Annotated in this window: 24 protein-coding genes and 1 tRNA gene; 11 read left to right on the top strand and 14 right to left on the bottom strand. The window is 67.0% G+C overall.

From position 1 onward, the window contains the following. Nucleotides 1-69: 69 nt before the first annotated feature. From AC1DS0_RS22370 to AC1DS0_RS22340, 7 genes are all read right to left on the bottom strand, one after another. Entirely contained in the window at nucleotides 70-1299 is a 1230-nt protein-coding gene (locus tag AC1DS0_RS22370) for an MFS transporter (RefSeq protein WP_476816461.1), read from the bottom strand. Then, nucleotides 1296-2693: an FAD-dependent oxidoreductase gene (locus AC1DS0_RS22365; RefSeq protein ID WP_476816460.1), complete on the bottom strand. Its 1398-nt coding sequence runs from the start codon at nucleotides 2691-2693 to the stop codon at nucleotides 1296-1298. The genes AC1DS0_RS22370 and AC1DS0_RS22365 overlap by 4 nt, the downstream gene beginning before the upstream one ends. 57 nt (nucleotides 2694-2750) lie before the next feature. After that, on the bottom strand, nucleotides 2751-3065 hold the full coding sequence (locus AC1DS0_RS22360; RefSeq protein WP_476816459.1) for an ArsR/SmtB family transcription factor: 315 nt from the start codon (nucleotides 3063-3065) through the stop codon (nucleotides 2751-2753). 58 nt (nucleotides 3066-3123) lie between these two features. Further along, nucleotides 3124-4176 carry an ACR3 family arsenite efflux transporter gene (arsB, locus tag AC1DS0_RS22355; protein ID WP_476816458.1) on the bottom strand — a complete coding sequence of 351 codons (1053 nt, stop codon included), beginning with the start codon at nucleotides 4174-4176 and terminating at the stop codon, nucleotides 3124-3126. Between the two features lie 7 nt (nucleotides 4177-4183). Continuing rightward, nucleotides 4184-4708 (bottom strand): arsenate reductase ArsC, encoded by a 525-nt coding sequence (locus tag AC1DS0_RS22350; protein WP_476816457.1) that lies wholly within the window; start codon nucleotides 4706-4708, stop codon nucleotides 4184-4186. Further along, complete coding sequence (locus tag AC1DS0_RS22345) at nucleotides 4701-5060, bottom strand: ArsR/SmtB family transcription factor (RefSeq protein WP_476816456.1); 360 nt, start codon at nucleotides 5058-5060, stop codon at nucleotides 4701-4703. The genes AC1DS0_RS22350 and AC1DS0_RS22345 overlap by 8 nt, the downstream gene beginning before the upstream one ends. 498 nt (nucleotides 5061-5558) lie before the next feature. After that, the gene (locus AC1DS0_RS22340) at nucleotides 5559-7727 is read right to left on the bottom strand and encodes a GumC family protein (RefSeq protein WP_476816455.1); all 2169 of its coding nucleotides are present in this window, start codon (nucleotides 7725-7727) and stop codon (nucleotides 5559-5561) included. 187 nt (nucleotides 7728-7914) lie between these two features. On the opposite strand from AC1DS0_RS22340, the gene AC1DS0_RS22335 reads away from it, so the two are divergent. From AC1DS0_RS22335 to AC1DS0_RS22310, 6 genes are all read left to right on the top strand, one after another. Further along, complete coding sequence (locus tag AC1DS0_RS22335) at nucleotides 7915-8472, top strand: polysaccharide biosynthesis/export family protein (protein WP_476816454.1); 558 nt, start codon at nucleotides 7915-7917, stop codon at nucleotides 8470-8472. 26 nt (nucleotides 8473-8498) lie between these two features. Further along, complete coding sequence (locus AC1DS0_RS22330) at nucleotides 8499-9662, top strand: glycosyltransferase family 4 protein (protein ID WP_476816453.1); 1164 nt, start codon at nucleotides 8499-8501, stop codon at nucleotides 9660-9662. A 126-nt stretch (nucleotides 9663-9788) separates the two neighbouring features. Beyond that, nucleotides 9789-10313 carry an RNA polymerase sigma factor gene (locus tag AC1DS0_RS22325; protein ID WP_476816452.1) on the top strand — a complete coding sequence of 175 codons (525 nt, stop codon included), beginning with the start codon at nucleotides 9789-9791 and terminating at the stop codon, nucleotides 10311-10313. After that, nucleotides 10282-11058, top strand: coding sequence for an anti-sigma factor family protein (locus AC1DS0_RS22320; RefSeq protein WP_476816451.1), 777 nt, complete (start codon nucleotides 10282-10284; stop codon nucleotides 11056-11058). Before AC1DS0_RS22325 ends, AC1DS0_RS22320 begins: the two co-directional genes overlap by 32 nt. Before the next feature lie 92 nt (nucleotides 11059-11150). Beyond that, nucleotides 11151-12506: a sulfite oxidase gene (locus AC1DS0_RS22315; RefSeq protein ID WP_476816450.1), complete on the top strand. Its 1356-nt coding sequence runs from the start codon at nucleotides 11151-11153 to the stop codon at nucleotides 12504-12506. 5 nt (nucleotides 12507-12511) lie between these two features. Beyond that, nucleotides 12512-12871: a hypothetical protein gene (locus tag AC1DS0_RS22310; protein ID WP_476816449.1), complete on the top strand. Its 360-nt coding sequence runs from the start codon at nucleotides 12512-12514 to the stop codon at nucleotides 12869-12871. A gap of 15 nt (nucleotides 12872-12886) precedes the next feature. On the opposite strand, the gene mdtI is transcribed toward AC1DS0_RS22310, so the two are convergent. Together mdtI and AC1DS0_RS22300 are read right to left on the bottom strand one after the other, a co-directional pair. Further along, nucleotides 12887-13225 carry a multidrug/spermidine efflux SMR transporter subunit MdtI gene (gene mdtI / locus AC1DS0_RS22305; protein ID WP_476816448.1) on the bottom strand — a complete coding sequence of 113 codons (339 nt, stop codon included), beginning with the start codon at nucleotides 13223-13225 and terminating at the stop codon, nucleotides 12887-12889. After that, nucleotides 13222-13590 carry a DMT family transporter gene (locus AC1DS0_RS22300; RefSeq protein WP_476816447.1) on the bottom strand — a complete coding sequence of 123 codons (369 nt, stop codon included), beginning with the start codon at nucleotides 13588-13590 and terminating at the stop codon, nucleotides 13222-13224. Before AC1DS0_RS22300 ends, mdtI begins: the two co-directional genes overlap by 4 nt. Nucleotides 13591-14216: 626 nt before the next feature. Between AC1DS0_RS22300 and AC1DS0_RS22295 the strand changes: the two genes are divergently transcribed. Genes AC1DS0_RS22295 through AC1DS0_RS22285 form a run of 3 tightly spaced genes read left to right on the top strand, consistent with a single transcriptional unit; the run spans nucleotide 14217 to nucleotide 18126 of the window. Continuing rightward, nucleotides 14217-15758, top strand: a complete 1542-nt coding sequence (locus AC1DS0_RS22295; RefSeq protein ID WP_476816446.1) for an undecaprenyl-phosphate glucose phosphotransferase — start codon at nucleotides 14217-14219, stop codon at nucleotides 15756-15758. Continuing rightward, complete coding sequence (locus AC1DS0_RS22290; protein ID WP_476816445.1) at nucleotides 15755-16987, top strand: O-antigen ligase family protein; 1233 nt, start codon at nucleotides 15755-15757, stop codon at nucleotides 16985-16987. The genes AC1DS0_RS22295 and AC1DS0_RS22290 overlap by 4 nt, the downstream gene beginning before the upstream one ends. Next, a complete protein-coding gene (locus tag AC1DS0_RS22285) occupies nucleotides 16984-18126 on the top strand; it encodes an acyltransferase family protein (RefSeq protein WP_476816444.1) in 1143 nt (380 codons plus the stop codon). The genes AC1DS0_RS22290 and AC1DS0_RS22285 overlap by 4 nt, the downstream gene beginning before the upstream one ends. Here the strand turns inward: AC1DS0_RS22285 and AC1DS0_RS22280 are convergent. From AC1DS0_RS22280 to AC1DS0_RS22265, 4 genes are all read right to left on the bottom strand, one after another. Continuing rightward, on the bottom strand, nucleotides 18099-18911 hold the full coding sequence (locus AC1DS0_RS22280; RefSeq protein ID WP_476816443.1) for a methyltransferase domain-containing protein: 813 nt from the start codon (nucleotides 18909-18911) through the stop codon (nucleotides 18099-18101). The two genes, AC1DS0_RS22285 and AC1DS0_RS22280, sit on opposite strands and share 28 nt — an antisense overlap. Nucleotides 18912-19319: 408 nt before the next feature. After that, nucleotides 19320-19397, bottom strand: a tRNA-Pro gene (locus tag AC1DS0_RS22275). Nucleotides 19398-19465: 68 nt separating this feature from the next. Beyond that, nucleotides 19466-19669, bottom strand: a complete 204-nt coding sequence (locus AC1DS0_RS22270; protein WP_476816442.1) for a hypothetical protein — start codon at nucleotides 19667-19669, stop codon at nucleotides 19466-19468. A gap of 139 nt (nucleotides 19670-19808) precedes the next feature. Next, complete coding sequence (locus tag AC1DS0_RS22265) at nucleotides 19809-20087, bottom strand: hypothetical protein (RefSeq protein WP_476816441.1); 279 nt, start codon at nucleotides 20085-20087, stop codon at nucleotides 19809-19811. A gap of 140 nt (nucleotides 20088-20227) precedes the next feature. Here AC1DS0_RS22265 and AC1DS0_RS22260 point away from each other — a divergent pair, with 140 nt between their 5' ends. Further along, nucleotides 20228-20530 carry an SH3 domain-containing protein gene (locus AC1DS0_RS22260; RefSeq protein ID WP_476816440.1) on the top strand — a complete coding sequence of 101 codons (303 nt, stop codon included), beginning with the start codon at nucleotides 20228-20230 and terminating at the stop codon, nucleotides 20528-20530. Nucleotides 20531-20681: 151 nt separating this feature from the next. Then, nucleotides 20682-20831, top strand: coding sequence for a hypothetical protein (locus AC1DS0_RS22255; protein WP_158673524.1), 150 nt, complete (start codon nucleotides 20682-20684; stop codon nucleotides 20829-20831). A 7-nt stretch (nucleotides 20832-20838) separates the two neighbouring features. Here the strand turns inward: AC1DS0_RS22255 and AC1DS0_RS22250 are convergent, their stop codons facing one another. Continuing rightward, the gene (locus AC1DS0_RS22250; RefSeq protein ID WP_476816439.1) at nucleotides 20839-21486 is read right to left on the bottom strand and encodes an alpha/beta hydrolase; all 648 of its coding nucleotides are present in this window, start codon (nucleotides 21484-21486) and stop codon (nucleotides 20839-20841) included. Between the last annotated feature and the right edge of the window lie 60 nt (nucleotides 21487-21546).

Here is a 21546-nt window from a genome sequence, read left to right as displayed (position 1 = left end):
AACTCCGCTGATTGGAATTAGCTCCAAGCTCCAAACTGCCGCGGTGCTCGCAAGCGCCAGCGCGGCCGCCTAGCCCTCTGCCGTAACCACCCGGGCAAGGAGGAGCAAAGTCAGAGCAGCTACACCGGAGAGTGCGACCAGCACTGCCGCACTCACCGAAAGCCCGGCACGTTCCATCATCACGGCGAACGCTAGCGGCGCTGCGGCGCGGATAGCGAGGCCCGGCGCAGACAATTTGCCGAGCATGGCGCCATAGCCGGCGGGGCCGAAAAGCTGGAGCGGTACGGTGCCGCGCACGATCGAGCTCAAGCCCATGCTGACGCCGTATGCGATGGCGAACAGTCCAGCGAGGGCGGCCGTGCCTCCGCCGAAGGCCAGCAGGACGAACCCGACCGGCATGAGGGCGCCGGAGACCCACGCCGTCGTCACCGGAGCCACGTTGGTGCCGAACAGCATCTCGATGAGCCGCCCTGTGACCTGCGACGGGCCAACCATGGCGCCGAAGGTGACCGCCAATGCTGCGCTGAAGCCGAAGCCCTGCAGCAGCGTCAGCATATGAACCGACATGGCCGAGACGACGAAGCCCTGCAGCGAGAACGCGAGCGCGAGCAGAACAAAGGCACGTCGGCGAGCTGCCCCGGCGAGATAGCCGTCGGCTGTTGTCACCTCGGTCGATTGAGAGGGCTTCACGGCCTGCATCGATGGGCCGCGAGGCAACAGCAAGGCGTGCAAAGGCAGGGCCAGAAGCAGGTACCCTATGGCATAGATCTGATAGATCGCACGCCAGTCCGCCTGTGCCAGCAATGCGGTCGTGAGCGGCCAGAACAATGTCGAGGCGAAGCCACCGATCAGCGTCAGCTTGCTGATCGCCCGTCTGGCATTCGCGCCATGGGCCTGCGTGAGAGCCGTAAAGGCGGCGTCATAGAGAACCAGCGTCGAGACGACCTCAAGGGCGATCATCGCCGCGTAATAGCTGACCAACCCTTCCGCCTTGGACAGGGCAAAGAGCGACAGGCTCGCCAGCACACTGCCGATGCTCATCATCCGGCGCGTGCCGAATTTGTCGATCAGGCGCCCGGCAAAAGGAGCGGCGAAGCCGCCTGCGAGCAGCCCAAGGGCAAAGCCGCCATAGGTCCATTCGGGCGCCCAGCCCAGGCTCTTGGTCATCCCCGGCGCAAGGACGGCGAACGCGTAGTACAGCGCGCCATAGCCGGCGACCTGTGTGACGCCCAGGGCAAGGATGAGCCCGATCCGCGCGTTAGGGACCGGGCTTATTTGCGAATGGACAGGTGTCGTCATCGGGCCTGAGCGGTCTCGTCGATTTTAGATGAGCTGCCGCAGCCGCAGCCGGCGTTGCCCTGCGCTTTGACGGATGCGTCGTCGGCACAGCAGGCGTCCACGTCACGCGGAGCCGGACCGCCACAGCAGCTGCCGGTGGTTTCCGGCGCGGCTGTGCAAACGCCGGTTTCGGGCAGGACGAGCTGGACATCGTCAGCCGCGGCCACGTCGCCAGCGATTGCGGCGACGACCGAACGGACCTGTTCATAGCCGGTGAGCATCAGGAAGGTCGGCGCGCGGCCATAGCTCTTGATCCCGACCGTGTAGAAGCCGGGTTCGGGATGGGAGAGCTCGCGGTGACCGTGCGGGGGCACCGAGCCGCAGGAATGCAGGTTGGGATCGATCATCGGCCCAAGCGCCTTGGCGCTCTCCAGCCATGGATCAAGCTCGATGCGTAGCTCGCGGGTCAAGGAGAGGTCTGGACGCTGGCCCGTGCAGACGACGATCCGATCGATAGCGGAAATTGAGCGAAGACCGTCAGGCGTCTCGCCGTCGAGTGCGAGCTGACCATTCACCTCCCGCACCATGGTGACCGCGAAACTGGTGACGAGCTCGATGCTGCCCGCTTCGACGAGCTGCCGCAGCCTCTGGCCGAGATCGCCGCGAGCCGCGAGCTGGTCATTGGCGCCGCCACCATAGACGCGGGACAGGTTGTTGCTGCGCGTCAGCCAGATCGCCCTGGTGGCGGGTTCAGTGGTGGCGAGCTCAGCCAGGTCGAGCAGCACATTCGCTGCAGAATGGCCGGCGCCGACAACGACAGTGGTGCGCCCGGCATAGGTTGCGCGGTCTCGGCCGAGCACATCGGGAATGCTGTAGGCGATCCGGCCGGCAAAGGCTTCTTCGCCTTGAGCCGCGACGCCACCCGCCCCGAGTGGGTTCGGCGACGCCCACGTTCCCGAGGCGTCGATCACCGCTCGTGCGAGCTCGCGGCGGACGCGGCCGTCACAGTCGATGACGGTCAGCTGGAATGGGCGCAACTCGCGGTCACGGCTGACGACCTTGTCGACACCTCGCCGCCCGATTGCCTTGATCCGTGCGCCATACTCGATGACCGGCGCCAGCTCTGGGGTTTGCGATAGCGGAGCAAGATAGGCGCTGACGAGGTCGCCGCCGGTCGGATAGGCCGCCTCATCCGGCGCCTGCCATCCCGCCTTTTCCAGCAACGAGCGACCTGCCGGATCGACGTTGTAGGCCCATGGCGAGAACAGCCGAACATGGCCCCAATCGCTGATGCTCGCGCCGGCTGCAGTGCCGGCTTCGTAGACCTTCACGGGAAGACCGCGTGCAACGAGATTGGCGGCGGCGGCGAGGCCCACCGGACCAGCGCCGATGACGGCGATCGGTAGCTCCATCATGATACTATATCCTATTATTCTAGAATGATGGAATTATCAGGCAAATAAAAAATCGGCTCATGCGGCCTGATTGGCGGTAGAGCAGGCTTCGTCGGCGCAGCACTCATCCGCGAGGAAGCCCACAAGGGCGGCCATGGCGGGATATTCGGCCCGGCAGATCAGGGTCGTGGCCTGCCGCTCCTGCGAGACCAGTCCGTTCTGCACGAGACGCTGCAGGTGGTGCGAGAGGGTCGAGGCGGGAATGCCCAGACGCTCCTGCACCCGGTTGACCGGCAGTCCGCCATGCCCGGCGCGGACGAGAACCCGGTAGAGCTCAAGGCGCGTGGGATTGCCGAGCGCTTCAAGCTGCTTTGCTGCTTCTTCGACTTTCATGGAAATAGGTTGCGCCGCTCGATGCATGCTGTCAATCGGTATTTCCAAAGTTCTCGAATTACTCTGCGGCCTGCACCTTCCGGACGCTACCGCCGCGCTCGTACCAGCCCTTCGAGCCGTTGACGATCCAGACCACCGTCAGCATCACGGGAACCTCGATCAGCACGCCGACGACCGTGGCGAGTGCTGCTCCAGAGTTGAAGCCGAACAGGCTGATCGCGGCCGCCACGGCGAGCTCGAAGAAGTTGGAGGCGCCAATGAGGGCGGATGGTCCAGCGACGCAATGTTGCTCGCCGGCAATCCGGTTCAGCAGATAGGCGAGGCCGGCATTGAAATAGACCTGGATCAGGATCGGCACCGCCAGGAGCGCTATCACCATCGGCTGCGCGAGGATCTGCTCACCCTGGAAGCCGAAGAGCAGAACGAGCGTCGCGAGGAGCGCCACGAGAGAAGCAGGGCCAAGCCTGCCGAGCAGGCGATCCAGCGCCGCTTGCCCGCCATTCGCCAGAACACGGCTGCGAACAAGCTGAGCAACGATCACGGGAATGACGATGTAGAGGATGACCGAGAGGACCAGCGTTCCCCATGGCACCGTGATCGCCGACAGGCCGAGCAATAGGCCGACGATCGGAGCGAAGGCGACGACCATGATCGCGTCATTGAGTGCCACCTGGCTCAGCGTGAAGTGCGGCTCGCCCTTCGTCAGGTTCGACCAGACGAAGACCATCGCCGTGCAAGGGGCCGCAGCCAGAATGATGAGCCCGGCGATGTAGCTGCTGATCTGCTCGGCCGGCAGCCACGGACGGAACATCCAGGCGATGAAGAACCAGCCCAGCGCCGCCATCGAGAAGGGCTTGACCGCCCAGTTGATGAAGAGCGTGACGCCGATGCCGCGCCAGTGTCGGCCGACCTGCCCGAGTGCCGCGAAATCGATCTTCAGCAGCATGGGGATGACCATCAGCCAGATCAGCATCGCGACCGGCAGGTTGACCTTGGCGATCTCGGCGGTGCCGATGGCTTGGAAGACGCCAGGCATGACGTGGCCGAGCGCGATGCCGACGACGATGCACAGGGCGACCCAAAGCGTGAGGTAACGTTCGAAGCTGGACATCGGCGCCTCAGTCCAGCTTCGCGCGCGGGGTCGCGCCTTCGAGCGCACCGATCTGCCGGACCCGCTGCGCCAGCGCCATCTGGTCAAGGCTGGCGACGGGCAGCGAGAGCAGCATGCTGATGCGGTTGCGCAGGTAGCGCAGCGCGGTCACGAAGGCGCGCTCACGCTCGATCTCGCTGCCCTCAAGGTTCGAGGGATCTTCGATCCCCCAATGCGCGGTGATCGGCTGACCCGGCCAGAACGGGCAGGCTTCGCCGGCCGCCTGGTCGCAGACGGTGACGACCATGTCCATCACGGGAGCGCCGGGGGCGGCGAACACGTCCCAGGTCTTCGAAGACAGTCCAGTGGTTGGAATGCCCTCCGCCTCCAGGACTTTGATGGCCATGGGCTTCGGACCAGGGCCGCCTTCGCTGCCGGCGGAGAAAGCGCGGAAGCGCCCCTCGCCGAGATGGTTCAGCAGCGCCTCGGCCATGATCGAGCGGGCTGAATTATGGGTGCAGAGAAACAGCACGTTGTGGACGCGATCAGGCATCGGTCGTGACCTTGGCAGGTTGGCAGCAGGGGGTGAGCTCGGCGAGGAGAGGAGCGCAGATCTCCGGGCGACCGCCGCAGCAATCCTTGAGGAGGAAGGCGACGACCGAACGCAGGGCGTCGAGATCCGCCCGGTAGACGATCGAGCGGCTGAAGCGCTCGGAACGGACGAGCCCGGCGCGACTGAGGATCGCAAGATGCGAGGACATCGTATTGTGCGGGATGTCCAGGCGCCGCGCGACTTCACCGGCGGGCAGGCCCTCCGGCTCTGCCGTTACCAGCAGACGAAACACGTCGAGACGGGTACCCTGCGCCATGGCGGCGAGAGCGAGGATGACTTGCTCGTTTTCCATATGTCGAGACTTATCGACATATTTGGATCAACGCAAGGCTCCGCTCGGTCTCCGGACCAACCGCCCAATATCCGAGCCTCTCGTTGGAAGTGCGCCGGTCCAGAGTTTTCAGCGCGACGGTTCCGGTCGCGCTGGTGTGGATAGCTGCTCAGGTCGCCGCGCGCCAATGTGACAACAGCTTCCGCGACAAGCAGCCCTTTAGATAATGTTCGGGCCTTCCACCTGGGTGCGTATCTCGTCTTGAGGACGGTGAGGACCACGGCCGCGTCAGTGCCGCTGGATCCTGTGTTTGCTATGGCCGGGAGCGATCCCGTCGACGGTGGAAACCATCCGGATCAGCTTACGGCCGACCTGAGCCCCTTTTCTCCCCCGGACTGAGGGATTTTGGCGCGAAAAACTCCAACTTCAAACGGTCTGGTTTGCGGGGATCGGATCAGTCCGGGATGACGCAGCCCTTTCCTCCAACCTTTCAGCATTTGCCGACGGCGTTGTCCGCCGTCAGGCCGGCGCCGGCTCCTTATCCGGCATGGCCACCTCGATCGTCTCCGGCGCATCGACCATGACGAGCGCGATCGGGGCTCCGGTCAGGTCGGTGAGGCGATAGGCGGCTTCGACCGCATGGCCGTTGCCGACATGGCCGGCCATGACCAGCGCGCCCTGGGCGCGGCCCAGCAGCGGCGCAAGCGCCTCCGCCTCATCGGTCGAGGTGGCGGCGACCAGCACCCAGTCATAGGTCTCGCAGAGTGCATCGAGCGCGACGTCGACGATGTCGGACGCCGCCAGCACGGCCGCGCGCCCGGCCCGGCCCGGCGCGATCTCGTGCAGACGCGAATCCGGCTCGCGCGTGATGATGTCGGAGAACATCGCCTCGCCGGCGAGCAGCTCGGAGAAGCCGGCCCGGTCACGGGAATCGCTGGCGAGGTCGACCAAGATGCAGCGGCTGCGCTCGGAGAGAAGCAGCGCCAGCGTCCGCGGCAAAGCCTCGCCGGGCTCGGCCCCGTCCAGCACCACGACGAGCGGCGCATGGCCTTCGCTCGGCTTGTTGATGCAGGCCGAAAGATCGGCCGCGCCCGACTCAGGGTCGGCGACGTCGAGATGAAGCTGGCCGACACGCCCGCCATGGGTCAGGAGGCCGGCAATGCGCTCGCGACGCGCCGGCGCCGCCTTCACGGCGCTCTGCTCATCCTCTTCCAGCGTCTCCATCTGCGGCTCGGCGCGTGCGCGCATCTTGCGGCGCGGCGCGTCTTCGGCGGGCGCCGGGGTTCCGCCGTTCAGAAGCTCGCGCGAGACGACCGCCGCCAGCGCGACCAGGAAGGTCGCGAGCGTCGCGACGACCATGGTCGGCAGCTTCTTCGGGAAGGACGGGGCGGTCGGCTCGACGGCGCGTGAGATGACGCGGGCATCGGCCGGGGTCGCATTCTGCGCGTCGCGGGCGAGCGCCTCACGATAGCGCAGCATGTACTGTTCGAGCTGATCGCGCTGGGTGCGGGCCTCGCGCTCGAGCGCGCGCAGCTGGACCTCGTCGTCATTGGCGCCGGAGGCCGTCTTCTTCTGGCCGTCGAGGGCGGCGGTGACACTCTCGACGCGCTGGCCGGCGATCTTGGCCTCGTTCTCCAGCGTGCGCACGGCGCGTTCGGCGGCGGCGCGGATCTGGCCCTCAAGGTCGGCGAGCTGGGCGCTCAGCTCCTTGATGCGCGGATGCTCCGACAGGAGGTTGCGCGATTCGAGCGCGATCTGGGCGCGCAGGTTGACGCGCTGCTCGATCAGCCGGCGGACGAGCTCATTGTTGGCGACATCCGGAATCTCGAAGGTGCGCCCGTTCTTGATCGCATCGCGAAGAATCGAAGCCTTGGCCTGCGATTCGGACTGCTGGTTGCGCGCAGCGGAGAGCTGCGTCGACAGGTCGGCGAGCTGCTGGGTGGTGATCGTGGTGTTGTTGGCGCCCACGAGCAGGCCGTGACGGGAGCGGAATTCCTCGACCTTGGCTTCGGATTCAGCCAGCTTCCTGCGCAGTGGCTCGATCGTGGTCGAGAGCCAGGACGAGGCGCTGCGGGCGGTGTCCTGCTTGGCCGCCTCCTCCATGTCGAGATAAGCGGCGGCGATCTCGTTGGCGCCCTTGGCGGCGAGCGCCGGGTCCTGCGAGGTGAACTCGACCGCGACGATGCGCGAGCGCCCGACCGGGAAGACCAGGAGCCGGTCATAGTACTTCTCCAGCACCCGCTCCTCCGGCGAGCGATCGGCCGGATGGGCGCCGATGCCGAGCAGCACGCCGACCTTCTTCAGCGCCCCGAGCGCGCCGGCGCCGGAGTCGAATTCGGGATTGCCGACCAGACCGATGCGCTTGATCGCCTCGCGCGCCAGATCCCGCGACATGATGACCTGGACCTGGCTCTGCACGCCCTCGGCATCGAATTGCTGGCCGGAATTGTCGGACGACTGGCCCGGCCGCGTGTAGTAGCTGTCGCGGCTCTGCAGCAGGAGCTGGGCCTGGCCGGTATAGCGCGGCGGAATGACGTTGACCGCAACGAAGGACAAGCCCAGCGCCGCCAATGTCGGCCCGATGATCCAGAGCTTCTTCGCCTTGATCGCGGCCCAGAGAGCCGGCAAGTCGAGCAGGTCGGAGCGGCTCTCGCCGGCGGCCGCAACGGTATCGTAGCGAGCGGTCATGAGGCTTCCATTCACGCAGAACTCTTGTGCCCTTGGGGGAGCACGCAACCTCATCTGAGCGCATTAAGGTTATTGGCGGGTTAAAGCGGCGCAACGCCGGGATACATCCCGCGCCCCCGACGCTCAGCCTTTGTTAACCATGTCGGCCTAACCCTACGGACAGATTCTGAAGGGTTCGCCGGTGATGATGAGTAGACATCCCGTCTGTCTGGCGCTTGCCGCTGCGCTCGCAGTGGCCGGCTGCGCGCCGCGCATCGAAGCGCCCGAATTCGCCGTCGAGCGGACCGCTCCCTACCAGCTCGCCAGCGGCGACAAGCTGCGCGTCATCGTGTTCGGCCAGGACAATCTCTCGAACATCTATGCCGTCGACGGCTCCGGCCGCATCTCCATGCCGCTGATCGGCGCGGTCGAGGCGCAGGGGCGCTCGACGCAGCAGCTCGAGCGCGCGATCGAAGGGCGCCTGCGCGCCGGCTATCTGCGCGAGCCAAAAGTCTCGGTCGAGGTCGACGCCTACCGGCCGTTCTTCGTGCTCGGCGAGGTCACCAATTCCGGCCAATTCCCGTTCGTCAACGGCATGACGCTGCAGACCGCGGTGGCGATCGCCGGCGGCTTCACCCCGCGCGGCCAGCGCAACTATGCCGAGGTCACCCGCCTGATGGACGGCCAGCTCGTCACCGCCACGGTGCCGATCACCTATCCGGTCCGGCCCGGCGACACGATCGTGATCAAGGAACGCTGGTTCTGACCGGCTCTCCCCGGGATACCGCCATCATGCCCGCCGCGGCCGGTTCGGCTCCGCTCAAGATCCTGCATGTCTTCCGCGCGCCACTCGGCGGGCTCTTCCGGCACGTGCTCGACCTCGCCCGCGGCCAGATCGCGCGCGGCCATGCCGTCGGCATCTTCTGCGATTCGACCACGGGCGGCGTACGGGCCGACCAGATCTTCGCCGAGCTCGGACCGCAGCTTTCGCTCGGCGTCACCCGCGTGCCGATGTCGCGCTATCCGAGCCTCACCGATATGCGTGCGCAGATCTCGGAGGTTTCGGCCCGCAAGCGGATCGCGCCGCAGATCGTGCATGCCCACGGCTCCAAGGGCGGCGTCTACGCCCGCCTGCCGGCTCTGGCCTCGCCCGGCCGGCGCTACGTCACCGCCTACACCCCGCATGGCGGCAGCTTCAACTACAAGCCCGGCAGTGCCGAGCACCGCGTCTACATGACGATCGAGCGCCTGCTCGAGCGGGCGACCGACATGTTCCTGTTCGAGAGCGCCTTCATCGCCGGACGCTTCGAGGCCCATGTCGGGCACAAGCCGCGCACCGACCATCGCATCGTGCTGAACGGCATCTCGGAAGCCGAATTCGAGCCGATCGACCATGCCGATGCCGAGTTCGACCTCGTCTATCTCGGCGAACTGCGCTCGGCCAAGGGCGTCGACACGCTGATCGAGGCGCTCGCGCTACTGAAGCGCCGCGACGGGCTGACGCCGCGCATGCTGATCGTCGGCTCCGGCCCGGACGAGGCGCTGCTGCGGCAGATGACCGTCGACCAGAGCGTCGCGAGCCAATGCGTGTTCGAGCCGCCGGGACCGATCCGCGCCGCGCTCGCCAAGGCGCATGTCATGGTGATCCCGTCGCGGGCGGAATCACTGCCCTATGTGATCCTGGAAGCGGCCGCGGCGGCGCAGCCGCTGATCGCGACCGATGTCGGCGGCATCAAGGAAATCTACGGCCCCGGGCATGCCGACCGCCTGATTGCAACGAACGAGCCGACCATCCTGGCCGACGCGATCCGCAAGGCCCTGGCGACACCGGCGGCGGAGCGACTGGCTGAGGCTGCCGACCTCGCCCTGCATGTCAGGGCCAATTTCTGCCTGAACGCGATGATCGACGGCGTCCTCGACGCCTATCGGGCCGCGCTCGCCAAGCGCGCCGGCTGACGTCCGGGCGAGCTCGGCCGCCTCCAGTTCCGCTTTCGCGAATCCTCACCTATGCTCTCCTACGTCGCGGGTGCCTGGCGTTGGCCCTGTCCGCTCGCGGCATGAACCGGTTCGGATGGCGCGAGCATGTGGCGCGACGAACGCAATGCGCACGCGCGCCGTGCGCGGCTTGAATGCGAATGGGCGCGGCTGTTCCGCTATGCCTGCGCGCTGACGCGCGACCGGGAGCGGGCTGCCGATGCCGCGCAGGAGGCCGCCTTGCGGGTTCTCACGGCCAAGAGCGAGCCGGCGGAGGATCCCGCTTATCGCCGCTGGCTATACAGCATCCTGCGCAACCTGCTGATCGACCAGGGCCGGCGACAGCAGCGCGAGCAGGGCGCGCCGGCATCCGAGCCGGCCGATTGGCGTTTCGACGAGCGCGCGCTCAGCGCGATCACGGTGCGGCAGGCACTGGAACAGCTGCCTGTCGCGATGAAGGAGGTGGTGGTCTTGGTCGACCTCGACGGCTTCAGCTATGCGGAGGCGGCGGCGCTGATCGGCGTACCGTCCGGCACCGTCATGAGCCGCCTGTCGCGCGCCCGGGCCATGCTGCTCTCGATCATAGGGGGAGCCAATATCCGTGTGCTCCCGGCCCGCCATGCCGCAGGCTGACCAACCCTCCCGGTCGGACTGGGAGACGCTCAACGCCTTCGCAGACGGTGATCTGACGCCGGCGGCGCAGCGCGCCATGGCCGAGCGGCTGGCGAGCTCACCGGAGACGGCAGAGACACTGCGTGGCATCGTCCGGCTGAAGCAGGAATTGCAGGCGCTGCCGGCCGACGACGCGCCACCCCTGCCCTCTTTCCCGACGTCGCCACGCTCGGGCTGGCGACGGGCCGCGGCGATCGCCGCCGTGCTCGTCGTCGCCGCAGCCGTCGCGCTGACACCGATCCTGCTGCGGCAGGATGCCTCCGAAAGCTTCCTCACCGCATCCCTGACCGCGCATGAGCAATTCGCGGCCATGCCACCCCAGCCTGCAGCGACGATAGCGCCGGTAGCAGCCGGCGCGATCACCAACGAGCTCGCCCGCCTCGGGCTGCAGCCGGTCTGGCAGGCGACCTCGGCGGCCGGTCAGGTCAGGGTCGGCTTCGTCGGCCTGCGCGGCTGCCGGCTCAGCCTGCATGTCAGCCCCCACGCCGAACCGGCACCTCCCCCCGACCTGTCGGCCAGGACGCTGGCGGGCTGGAACGCCGGCGGGCACGGCTACCTTCTGATCGCGACCGAGATGCCGCCGGCGCGCTTCGAGATGATCGCCAGCTTCCTCAAGGCGCTGACGAACGAGCCTGCGGAGAAGGTCACGCCATTGCGCATCGCCCTGCTGGACGACTGGCGCAGCGCCCAGCCCTGCCTCGCCTGAAATATTTATCGATCGGATGGAATGATCCGGCCCGCTCATCCGTCTTGTCCTTCGAACGCCGGCGCAGTGACGCCGTCGCGAGGGAGGACATGATGGGCAAGCAGGAACGGTCCCTGGGCGAACTCTATGGCGACGATCCCGAGCGCGGCGATGCGCTGGCCTTCGGCCGCCGCACCGGCTCCTCGCGCCGCGGCTTCCTCGGCGGCGCCGGGCTCGCGGCGATGGGGGCTGCCGTCGGTGGCACGATCCCGTTCTCGGGCACGATGCCGGCTGGGCTGATCCCCGCTGCGCTGGCCCAGGGCACGCCGCCGGCTTCTGCCCCGGCAGCCGCCGCACCGAAGGGCCCGCAGTTCCTCGATTTCCCCGGCAAGGCCAAGGGCCTCGTCCTGCTCGGCGACCGGCCGCTCGTCGCCGAGACACCGGAGCACATGCTCGACGACGACACCACGCCATTCGAGAAGTTCTTCGTCCGCAACAACGGCCAGACGCCAGACGAATTCAAGGAAGGTGACGCCTGGGAGCTCTCGATCGATGGCGAGGTCAACACGCCGCTGAAGCTCAAGCTCGGCGAGCTCAAGCAGAAATTCACGCACAAGACCTTCCGCACGGTGCTGGAATGCGGCGGCAATGGCCGCTCCTTCTTCCAGCCGCAGGCGCGCGGCAACCAATGGACCAATGGTGGCGCCGGCTGCGCCGAATGGACCGGCGTGCCGCTCGCCGACGTGCTGCAGAGCGCCGGCCTGAAGTCGACCGCCGTCCACACCGGCAATTACGGCGCCGACCAGCATCTCTCGGGCGATGCGACGAAGGATGCGATCTCGCGCGGCGTGCCGATCGCGGCGGCGCTGGAGCCGCATGCGCTCCTGGTCTGGGCGATGAACGGACAGCCGCTCCCCGCCATCCATGGCGGGCCGCTCAGGGTGATCATCCCCGGCTTCCCGGCCTCGGTCTCCCATAAATGGCTGAAGCGGATCGCCATTCGCGACAAGGTGCATGACGGCCAGGGCATGGGCGGCACCTCCTATTCCGTCGCGATCAAGCCGATGATCCCCGGCGGCAAGACCGACGATTCCAACATGCGCACCATGACCGACATGCCGGTGCGCGGCATCATCACCAATCCGGCGAATGGCACGCGCCTGGCCGCCGGCACGCGCAAGCTCGCTTTGCGCGGCGCCGCCTGGGACGGGCATGAGGGCGTCTCACGCGTCGATGTCTCGATCGATTTCGGCGCGACCTGGCAGCCGGCGAAGGCGGCCGAGCCGAAGAACCGCTATGACTGGCGGCGCTGGACGGCCGAGGTCGAACTGCCGTCCGACGGCTATTACGAGCTCTGGGTGCGCGCGACCGACAGCAAGGGCCGGGCGCAGCCGCATGTCGCCGGCGGATGGAACCCGCAGGGCTACGGCGCCAACCCGATGCACCGGGTCGCGGTGCTGGTCGGGTGAGCGCCATGATCGCACGCATCCGCCGCGCCGGGCTCGCGCTCGGCGCGGGCCTGCTGCTCGCCATGCCGGCGGCGCTGGCGCAGGCCCCTGCCCCGTCCGAGGAGACGCCGGAGATGTTCCCGGCCGGCCCGAACCGCGACGAGGCCTTCTATGCCTGCGTCGCCTGCCACAACTTCAAGCTGGTCGCGGCCCAGGGGATGAGCCGCGAGAAATGGGGCGAAGCACTCGACTGGATGGTCAGCAAGCACAACATGCCGGCCCTCCCTGCGGAGGAGCGCGGCAAGGTGCTGGACTATCTCGCCGAGGTGTTTCCGGCCAAGGCGCCGGCCCAGCAGGGCGGGTGGAAGAACCCGTTCCTGAACTGATGCGACGCCCTTGGGTCAGAACAGCTTGAGCGCGACCACGCCGGCGACGACCAGCGCGATGCCGAGCCAGCCGGCCGGGCGGATGCGCTGGCCGAAGGCGAGCGCGCCGACCACGGCGGTCAGCACCAGGCCGACGCCGCCCCAGACGGCATAGGCGACCGAGAGGTCCATGCCGCGGATCGCCTGCGCCAGGGCGGCGAAGGCGCCGACGACGCAGAGCACGCCGAGGGCGCCGACGAGCCGGCGCTTCAGCCCGTCGGAGAGCTTGAGCAGGCTGGTGCCGATCACCTCGAGGATGACGGCAAGCCCGAGCCAGGCCAGCGCGAAAGCTTGGGCGGAGGCAGCGAAGGTCACACCAGCCTCCGCTCATCCTCCTTGGAGGCCGCAGGGTCGGCGTCATGACCGACGCCGCGTTCGAGCAGCACGATGCCGCCGATGATCAGGGCCAGCGCGAGGATGCGCGGCACCGTCAGATGCTCGGCGAAGAAGGCATGGCCGATCAGGGCGATACCGACGATGCCGAGGCCTTCCCAGACCGCATAGGCGACGGCCATGGGGATGACCCGCAGGGCGACGCTGAGCAGGGCGAAGGACAGTCCGATCAGCACGAGCGGCAGGACCGCGACGAGGACCGGGCCCGCGACGAAGGCCTTCAGCGCCGACGTCGCAAGCAGCTCCACGGCGATAGCCGCGAGCAGGATCAACCAATGAAAAGACATAAGTCACACAGGGGCGCTGGCCCGGGGCGCAGGCGGCGCGGGTGCGGCGTCTGCGGGGTGCGCATTGTTAGCGTTTAAAAGACGATGTTCGAGATGAAGGGAGCACTCAGGCTTTCGCCGAAGGCCAGCACATCGCCATACCCAAATCACCGGAAATACCCGTGGGCAAGGTCAATGAAATATGTGCTTCTCAGACACTCATCACGGCCTTAATTGCCTGAATCTATGCCTTTTGTCAACTCAATCGCGATTTTCAACGCTTTCAACACTATTTTCTTAACCTCGAAACCATCAGCTAATACCTTGAAGGCCCGAGCGAAAATCAACCTTTCGACAGGTCAAAAAAGATGCTTCCGCGGTGCGGTTTCGGCCGCCCGAATTGCGCCGAAACCACTTCAAATCCCGATCGCTTCCGCAGAGTCCGATTAAGTCTTCCGAGAGCAATTTGCGTTAGAGCCCGTTCTGATCAGCTTGCCCCGCAAGCTGATCAGAAAAACGGTCTCTTTCTAAAAGCGAGAGACGGATTCACCGATCAGGTTGGGGCAACCTGATCGGATCCGGCTCTGGTCACGATGGCTTTCAGCGCGGCGGGCGAGCCCGCATACCCTGCGCGAGGACTGGACGAGATGGGCGCTTTCGACGTTCGCGACCTGATCAAGGCGGATTCTACCGGCCCCGCATCTGCAGGCGGCGCATCGGGCGGCACGCGGACCTTCCACCCGCTGGCCGAACGCATCGCCGCGATGCCGGTCAAGCAGACGCTGTCGCCGGTGCTGATCGAGGGGCTGGTGCGCCTCGCCGACATGCTGGTGATCCTCGGCGTCGGCGGCCTGGTCTTCGCCTTCTACGTCGCCGGCAAGGTCGACTACGCCCTGCCCTACCAGGTCACGGTGCCGCTGGTGGCGGTCGGCGCGCTCGCCGTCTTCCAGGCGCTGCACCTCTACCATGTCAGCGCGCTGCGCAATTTCATCAGTATCGCGGTACGGGTCGCGGCCGGCTGGACGATCCTGTTCCTGCTGGCGCTGGCCGGCTTCTTCTTCCTCAAGGTCGGCGACCAGGTCTCGCGCGTCTGGCTTGCCGCCTTCTATGCCGTCGGCCTCGCGCTGCTGCTGGCCGAGCGGCTGACAGCCTCCCTGATCGTCCTTCGGCTCACCCGGATGGGCCGGCTCGAGCGTCGCACGGCGATCGTCGGCGGCGGCCCCGCCGGCGAGGAACTGATCAAGGCGCTGGAGGCCCAGCGCGATACCGGGCTGCGCGTCTGCGGCGTCTTCGACGACCGCAATGACGACCGCTCGCCCGACCTCGTCGCCGGCTACCCCAAGCTCGGCACGATCGACGATCTCGTCGAGTTCGCGCGCCGCACCAAGCTCGACCTCGTTATCTTCACCCTGCCGATCTCGGCCGAGGCGCGGCTGCTCGCCATGCTGCGCAAGCTCTGGGTGCTGCCGATCGATATCCGGCTCTCGGCCCATATGTCGAAGCTGCGCTTCCGGCCTCGCTCCTATTCCTATATCGGCGCGGTGCCGGTGCTCGACGTGTTCGACCGGCCGATCGCCGACTGGGACATCGTCGTCAAATGGGTGTTCGACAAGATCGTCGGCACGCTGGCGCTGCTCGCCCTGTCGCCGTTGATGATCGCGACCGCGATCGCGGTGAAGCTCGGCTCGAAGGGCCCGATCCTGTTCCGCCAGAAGCGCTATGGCTTCAACAACGAGATGATCGAGGTGCTGAAGTTCCGCTCGCTCTATCATGAGATGAGCGACTTCGCCGCGGCTAAGCAGGTCACCAAGGACGATCCGCGCGTCACCCGCGTCGGCCGCTTCATTCGCAAGACCTCGATCGACGAACTGCCGCAGCTGCTCAACGTCGTGTTCAAGGGCAATCTCTCGCTGGTCGGCCCGCGCCCGCACGCCATCCACGCCACCGCATCGAACCGCGCCTATGAGCAGGTCGTGGACGGCTACTTCGCTCGCCACAAGGTCAAGCCCGGCATCACCGGCTGGGCCCAGGTCCATGGCTGGCGCGGCGAAACCGACACCGAGGACAAGATCCAGCGCCGCGTCGAGCATGACCTCTATTACATCGAGAACTGGTCGGTGCTGCTCGACCTCTACATCCTGATCAAGACGCCGTTCTCGCTGATGACCAAGAACGAGAACGCCTATTGAGTTCGCTCGCGCACAACCTGGGGCTCGGCCGGCGCCTCCGGATTTCCCACGCCGCCCTGCAGCGCGGCGCTCTCTGGTTGCTGACCGCCTCCAGCTGGGTCGCGATCATCGAGCCCTCACCCTATGAGATCGCCTTCCTGCTCGTCCTGGCGGTGTTCGGGCTCACCGGCATCCGCCTGTCGCGGGCGCTGCTGCCGCTGATTCTGCTGCTGCTCGGCTTCAATCTCGGCGGCGCCGTCTCGCTGATCCCCTGGATGCACGATCCGGATGCGGTGCGTTTCATCGCCGTCTCCTTCTACCTGATGGTCACGGCCATCGTGCTGGCGGCCGTCATGGCTGACGACACCCAGGCCCGGCTCGAGGCGCTGAAGCGCGGCTATCTGTTCGCGACCTGGTGCACCGGCCTCCTCGCGATCGTCGGCTATTTCGACATCGCCGGCCTTGGCGACCATTTCACGCTCTGGGGCCGCGCGACCGGCACGTTCAAGGACCCGAACGTGCTCGGCCCCTTCCTGGTGCTGCCGATCGCCTTCGTGCTGCAGGACATCCTGGTGGGACGGCGCGGGCTCGTCGGCGGCCTCGCCCTCATCAGCGTGCCACTCGCGGCGCTGTTCCTGACCTTCTCGCGCGGCGCCTGGGGCAATCTCGCAGCTGCGGTGCTGCTGATGGCGGGCCTGACCTTCCTGACGGCGGGCACGGCCCGGTTGCGGGCGCGGATCGTCGCGCTGGCCCTGACCAGCCTGCTGCTCGCCGCCATCACCCTGGCGATCGCCCTCTCCTTCGACGTCATCCGCGAGATGTTCGAGGTCCGGGCCAGCCTCGACCAGAGCTATGATCTCGGCGTCACCGGCCGCTTCGGCGCGCAGCTGCGCTCGATTCCGATGCTGCTCTCCGAGCCCAACGGCTTCGGCCCGTTGCGCTTCCGCTGGCTGTTCCTCCAGCAGGATCCGCACAACGTCTACATCAACGCCTTCGCCTCCTATGGCTGGCTCGGCGGCTTCTGCTGGCTGGCGCTGACCGTGGCGACCTGCTGGGCCGGCTGGTGGCTGGTGTTCCGGCGCGGCCCGCTGCAGGGCCAGGCGATCGCGCTCTGGTCGGTGCTCTTCGTCACGATCCTGCAGGGCTTCCAGATCGACACCGACCATTGGCGTCACTTCTACCTGATGCTTGGACTGGTCTGGGGTCTGGCCGCCATTGTGCGCCGCCCGGGCGGTGAGCCCACGTCATGACAGGGAAGGCAGAGGAAGCCCGGCAGAACCAGGCGATCCAGGTCCTGCGCGGCCTCGCGGCGCTGCTCGTCGTGATCGGCCATGCCATCCATGAGACGCAGGCGATGGGCAGCGTCCTCGGGCGTGCGCCGCTCGACGGCTCCCTGCTGCGCTGGAGCACCGGCGTCGACATCTTCTTCGTCATCTCCGGCTTCATCATGGTCTACAGCTCGACGCAGCTGTTCCAGCGTCCCGGCGGTTGGCGCAGCTTCCTCTGGCGGCGCTTCGTGCGCATCGTGCCGCTCTACTGGCTGCTGACGACGCTGTTGCTACTCGGGGCCCTCGTCGCGCCGCGGCTGCTGAACGTGCCGATCGACGATTGGCGGCACGTGCTGGCCTCCTATCTCTTCATCCCCTCCCTGCGGGCGCCGGGGGAGATCCGCCCGGTCATGGCGCTGGGCTGGACGCTGAACCTCGAAATGTTCTTCTACGTGCTGTTCGCCTGCACCCTCGCTTTGCCGATGCGCTGGGCCGTGCTGGTGCTGACAGCGATCCTTGCTGTGCTCGCCGGCATCGGCCTCGCGCTCGAGCCGACGCAGGTCCAGCTCGCCTTCTGGACCCAGTCGATCATCCTCGAATTCGCCTTCGGCTGCCTGCTGGCGCTCGCCTATCTCGGCAGCCTGCGGCTCGGCGCGCCGGCCGCACTCATATTGGCCTGCGCCGGCATGGCGGGCCTGGTGCAATGGTCGATTTTGGCGGATCTGCAATTGCCGGACGCGCTGCGCTGGGGCGTGCCTGCTTTGATGATCGTCACTGCCGCGGCTCTGCATCGGGGCGCCAGCGCGGGGCGTGGAGCGCCGTCGCGCCTGCTCGGCCTCGCGGTGTTGCTCGGCAACGCCTCCTACAGCCTCTATCTGGTGCACCCGTTCGTACTGCGCCCGCTGCGCAATCTCTGGACGCAGGCCGTTGGCGGCGCGCTTCCGCTCACCGCCTATGTCGTGGTCGCGACGGGAGCCTCCGGCCTCACCGCGCTGCTGCTCTATCGCTATGCGGAGCAGCCCTTGCTGCGCGCCATGCGCAGCCGGCGGCCGGGCGGAGCCGGCGAGCGCGAAGCGCCCTCGCCCCTGGCGGATCAGCGTTCCTTGCGCACCACCACATAGGCATAGGTCGTCACCAGGCGCCAATCGACCTTGGCGGCGAGCCGGTTGAAGGCTGCATCGAGGCCGCGCAAACCCGGCATCCGCTCGAAATAGCCGCTACCCCAGAAGGGCTGGACGTGGACATCGCGGAAACCGGCCCGCTGAAGCATCGGCGCCAAGGTCGCGTGGCTGCCACGGCACTGGTCGTAGAAGGCCGGGAAGACCGGGTCGTCGCCGTCCTGCCGCCGCGCCGGGAAAAGCGCATGCATGATGGCGCGCGAAGCCGCCTTCGGCAGGATGTGATTGAGCGCGAAGACCGGCGCCCAGAGCGTCGGCATGAAGGCGAGCCCGATACCGCCGGGCGCCAGCAGGGCATGGATGTTGGCCCAGGCGCGCTCGACGTCGTGGACATGCTCGAACACCATGCGCGAGATCATCATGTCGTAGCCGCCGCGGGCGACGTCCGGCTCGGAAAGATCGCCGGCGATGTCGAAGCGCGCGGTGCGCAGCCCCTTGGGCGTCAGCGCGAGCTCCCCCGCATCGATATCGTTGACGATGAGGTCGAGCCCATGACGGCGCGCGTCCTCGGCCGAGAATAGCGGATCACGGCCGCCACCGATCTCGCAGAGCCGCGTCAGGCCGAACTGGTGCATCAGCGCCAGGATCGTCGCCTCGTAATGGTCCCAGGCCCAGTTGGAATGCCAATCGGGCTGGAGCCCGGCGAAGAAGCTCTCGATCGAGCCCCTGTCCACCGCCGCGGCGTCCTGCGACCGCAGCGGCCGACGTTCGGTCAGCGCCATCGACATGACGATATGTCCCGTTTCCTGCTGTGAGGCCCCGACCCTGCGCCCGCTGCAGGGGCCGCGCAATCGAAGCCTTAAGGGAAGGTTAACGAGCCATAGAGCCGGCCGCTCCGAAAAGGGACAGCGCCAGGCTGAGGCCCCCAGCCTTCAATCGCACTCGGTCAAATCGCCATTGCTGACCTTGTGGGTCTGGCATGTCGCCTGGCCTGTCCGCTCCCGCGCGCAAGCGGAAAGCGCGAAAGCGAGGAGCGACAAGGCGACGATGATTCTCACTGGACGGAACGGCATGGGAGCGCGCGGCTGGCTGGCGGACATGTCCGCCAGTTGGCGGTAACTGAGCCGGTTTCGTTCAGGACGCGCTAGGGCGAGCGGCCGGGCCGCCTCTCGCAAAACTGAAATGTAAGAGAAGAATGGTCGGAGCGAGAGGATTCGAACCTCCGACCCCTTGTCCCCCAGACAAGTGCGCTAACCGGGCTGCGCTACGCTCCGACGGGTCGGCTTATAGAGCGCACGACGCCGCGATGCAACGCGGCAATTGCCGGATCGGAACGCTGGATTCACAGCTGCCTGTCGTCATGCGGCGGCGGTGCGACTTCGGCCGGCGTAATGCCCCTTCGCCCCGCACGACGGACCAGGGTGCGCACGAGCCCGGCGAAGACGATCACCAGCGGCAAGGCCAGCACCGCGCTACCCTCCAGCGCGAGCCAGATCGAAGCCGCCAGCGTCGCGATCATCGCGACGACGAGGAGAATGTTGGTCATGCCGTGTCCAATCCGGCCCAGGACCGCCGCTGCGGCCTGCTCGACTGCTCCTCCGGCGAGGATAAGCTTCGCACTGTGGCCAATCCACTCTTCAGCCGGCCAAACATGCTCGGGACTTTCCGAGCGGATCGCACCAGCGTCAAGCCACGTTCAGGACTGGACGCCGGCGCGGAGAGCGCCCAGCCTTCGCATGTGCGCTGCGCCGAACGCGCTGCTCGCTTCGTGGCTGCGACGCCCGCGCCTTCGGTTCGGCAACCGGCACAAGCAGGGGCGTCTCCGCAATGCCGCCCGGCGCAAATCCTAGTGGGTTTGCAGCCTGCATCAGCGTCCTCGCGACGATCCGCGCCTGCGCGCTGGCATAGTCGGCAGCCTGATCGCGGACCCGGCCAGCGATCGCCTCGAACAACTGGAACATCATCGCCTTCGCCTCCATGCCGCAGCGCGGCGTCGCAGGCACAACGCGCGAGAGCGGCACAGGTGCCACCGCGCCGCGATATTCTTGGTGCCTTGCCCGGTGTCTTACGGCATGCTGAGGCGCCTCAAACCAGGGGAAACGCGATGATCCGCCCGGCCCTGCTCGTGCTGTGCAGCCTTCTGTTCCACATCGGCGACGCCAGCGCCTCGCTGTTCTGCCTCGTCCCGGAGACGGCCGACGGCTTCGTCGCCCTGCGCGCCGCGCCGGGCGCGCAAAGCCGGCTGATCCTGCGCATGAGGGCCGGCGACGAGGTCCAGATCATCGAAGGCGGCCGCGGCGGCTGGAGCAAGGTCAGGCATTGGCCCGGCGATACCAGGCTGGCGAAGGGCTATGAGGGCTTCAGCGAGGGCCATGTCGCGCGCCGCTTCCTGAGGGATTGCGGCTGAGCGGCGAGGCAAGACAATGACGAATACGGCTGCCAACTGCATGAACCAGGGTCTGTAACGGCAAGATTTTGTTAACGTATTCTGTTCAAATGCGGTTCACAGGGTGAATATTATCTTCATGATATAGGCACCGCTTCATGGAGGCCCCGTCATGACCCTGGACTGGCGCAACAGCCTGATGCTCGGCTTCATCGCGGCCGTGTTCGTCACCTGCCTGTTCGGCCCCTATATGATCTCGGTGATGCTCGGCGGGCTCGGCCTGACGTGCTATCTTACCAAGCACGCCAGGCCCGGAGCCTGAGCCCGTCTCACGCCGCAAGCGCGAGACGCTGAGCCAGCCAATCCCGCACCAGCCCCAGATCCGCCTGTGACAGGCCATGGCCGGTCGGCAGGCTGCGGTGCTCCACCAAAGCCCCTGCCCCGGAGAGCGTCGCCGCCAATCGCGCCGCATTCTCCTCCGGGATGATCGGATCGAAGCTGCCGGAGACGATCAGCACGGGCTTACCATCCAGAGTCGCGCTCGGCGGCTTGGAGAAGGGTGACATCGCCCGCAGCAGCACCGCTCCCGACAGCACCTCCGGCCGCAGCAGCAGCATCGCGGCGGCGATGTTGGCGCCGTTCGAGAAGCCGAGCGCGATCGGCGCCGGCAGCCCGTATTCCGCCCGCGCCTGCTCGACGAAATCGGCGAGCTCATGGGTCCGCCGGATGAGGTCGTCCTCGTCGAAGACGCCCTCGGCCAGACGGCGGAAGAAGCGCGGCATGCCGGCTTCCAGCGTCCGCCCGCGCGGCGAGAGCAGAGCCGCACCCGGGGCGACGGTGCGCCCGAGCGGCAAAAGGTCGTTCTCGCCGCCGCCGGTGCCGTGCAGCAGCAGGAGCGGCGCCTGGCCGGGTGCGCTCGCCGGCTCGAAGCGATGGATGAAGGGCTCAAGCGCGCGGGTCGATAGAGGAAGTGTCATGGCGCGGCCTCCTTTCACGATGGTGTTCGGTGATGGGCGCCCCGCCCGAAGGCGGAGCGC

Source organism: Allobosea sp. P4_H5 (genome assembly GCF_056400825.1).
This window is presented reverse-complemented; position numbering and strand designations above follow the sequence as displayed.

Excerpts from the sequence above, each read along its gene's own strand:
- AC1DS0_RS22370 (WP_476816461.1), bottom strand. The coding sequence starts at position 1,299 with ATGACGACACCTGTCCATTCGCAAATAAGCCCGGTCCCTAACGCGCGG.
- AC1DS0_RS22365 (WP_476816460.1), bottom strand. The coding sequence starts at position 2,693 with ATGATGGAGCTACCGATCGCCGTCATCGGCGCTGGTCCGGTGGGCCTC.
- AC1DS0_RS22360 (WP_476816459.1), bottom strand. The coding sequence starts at position 3,065 with ATGAAAGTCGAAGAAGCAGCAAAGCAGCTTGAAGCGCTCGGCAATCCC.
- arsB (WP_476816458.1), bottom strand. The coding sequence starts at position 4,176 with ATGTCCAGCTTCGAACGTTACCTCACGCTTTGGGTCGCCCTGTGCATC.
- AC1DS0_RS22350 (WP_476816457.1), bottom strand. The coding sequence starts at position 4,708 with ATGCCTGATCGCGTCCACAACGTGCTGTTTCTCTGCACCCATAATTCA.
- AC1DS0_RS22345 (WP_476816456.1), bottom strand. The coding sequence starts at position 5,060 with ATGGAAAACGAGCAAGTCATCCTCGCTCTCGCCGCCATGGCGCAGGGT.
- AC1DS0_RS22340 (WP_476816455.1), bottom strand. The coding sequence starts at position 7,727 with ATGACCGCTCGCTACGATACCGTTGCGGCCGCCGGCGAGAGCCGCTCC.
- AC1DS0_RS22335 (WP_476816454.1), top strand. The coding sequence starts at position 7,915 with ATGAGTAGACATCCCGTCTGTCTGGCGCTTGCCGCTGCGCTCGCAGTG.
- AC1DS0_RS22330 (WP_476816453.1), top strand. The coding sequence starts at position 8,499 with ATGCCCGCCGCGGCCGGTTCGGCTCCGCTCAAGATCCTGCATGTCTTC.
- AC1DS0_RS22325 (WP_476816452.1), top strand. The coding sequence starts at position 9,789 with ATGTGGCGCGACGAACGCAATGCGCACGCGCGCCGTGCGCGGCTTGAA.
- AC1DS0_RS22315 (WP_476816450.1), top strand. The coding sequence starts at position 11,151 with ATGGGCAAGCAGGAACGGTCCCTGGGCGAACTCTATGGCGACGATCCC.
- AC1DS0_RS22310 (WP_476816449.1), top strand. The coding sequence starts at position 12,512 with ATGATCGCACGCATCCGCCGCGCCGGGCTCGCGCTCGGCGCGGGCCTG.
- AC1DS0_RS22300 (WP_476816447.1), bottom strand. The coding sequence starts at position 13,590 with ATGTCTTTTCATTGGTTGATCCTGCTCGCGGCTATCGCCGTGGAGCTG.
- AC1DS0_RS22295 (WP_476816446.1), top strand. The coding sequence starts at position 14,217 with ATGGGCGCTTTCGACGTTCGCGACCTGATCAAGGCGGATTCTACCGGC.
- AC1DS0_RS22285 (WP_476816444.1), top strand. The coding sequence starts at position 16,984 with ATGACAGGGAAGGCAGAGGAAGCCCGGCAGAACCAGGCGATCCAGGTC.
- AC1DS0_RS22280 (WP_476816443.1), bottom strand. The coding sequence starts at position 18,911 with ATGTCGATGGCGCTGACCGAACGTCGGCCGCTGCGGTCGCAGGACGCC.
- AC1DS0_RS22270 (WP_476816442.1), bottom strand. The coding sequence starts at position 19,669 with ATGACCAACATTCTCCTCGTCGTCGCGATGATCGCGACGCTGGCGGCT.
- AC1DS0_RS22265 (WP_476816441.1), bottom strand. The coding sequence starts at position 20,087 with ATGATGTTCCAGTTGTTCGAGGCGATCGCTGGCCGGGTCCGCGATCAG.
- AC1DS0_RS22260 (WP_476816440.1), top strand. The coding sequence starts at position 20,228 with ATGATCCGCCCGGCCCTGCTCGTGCTGTGCAGCCTTCTGTTCCACATC.
- AC1DS0_RS22255 (WP_158673524.1), top strand. The coding sequence starts at position 20,682 with ATGACCCTGGACTGGCGCAACAGCCTGATGCTCGGCTTCATCGCGGCC.
- AC1DS0_RS22250 (WP_476816439.1), bottom strand. The coding sequence starts at position 21,486 with ATGACACTTCCTCTATCGACCCGCGCGCTTGAGCCCTTCATCCATCGC.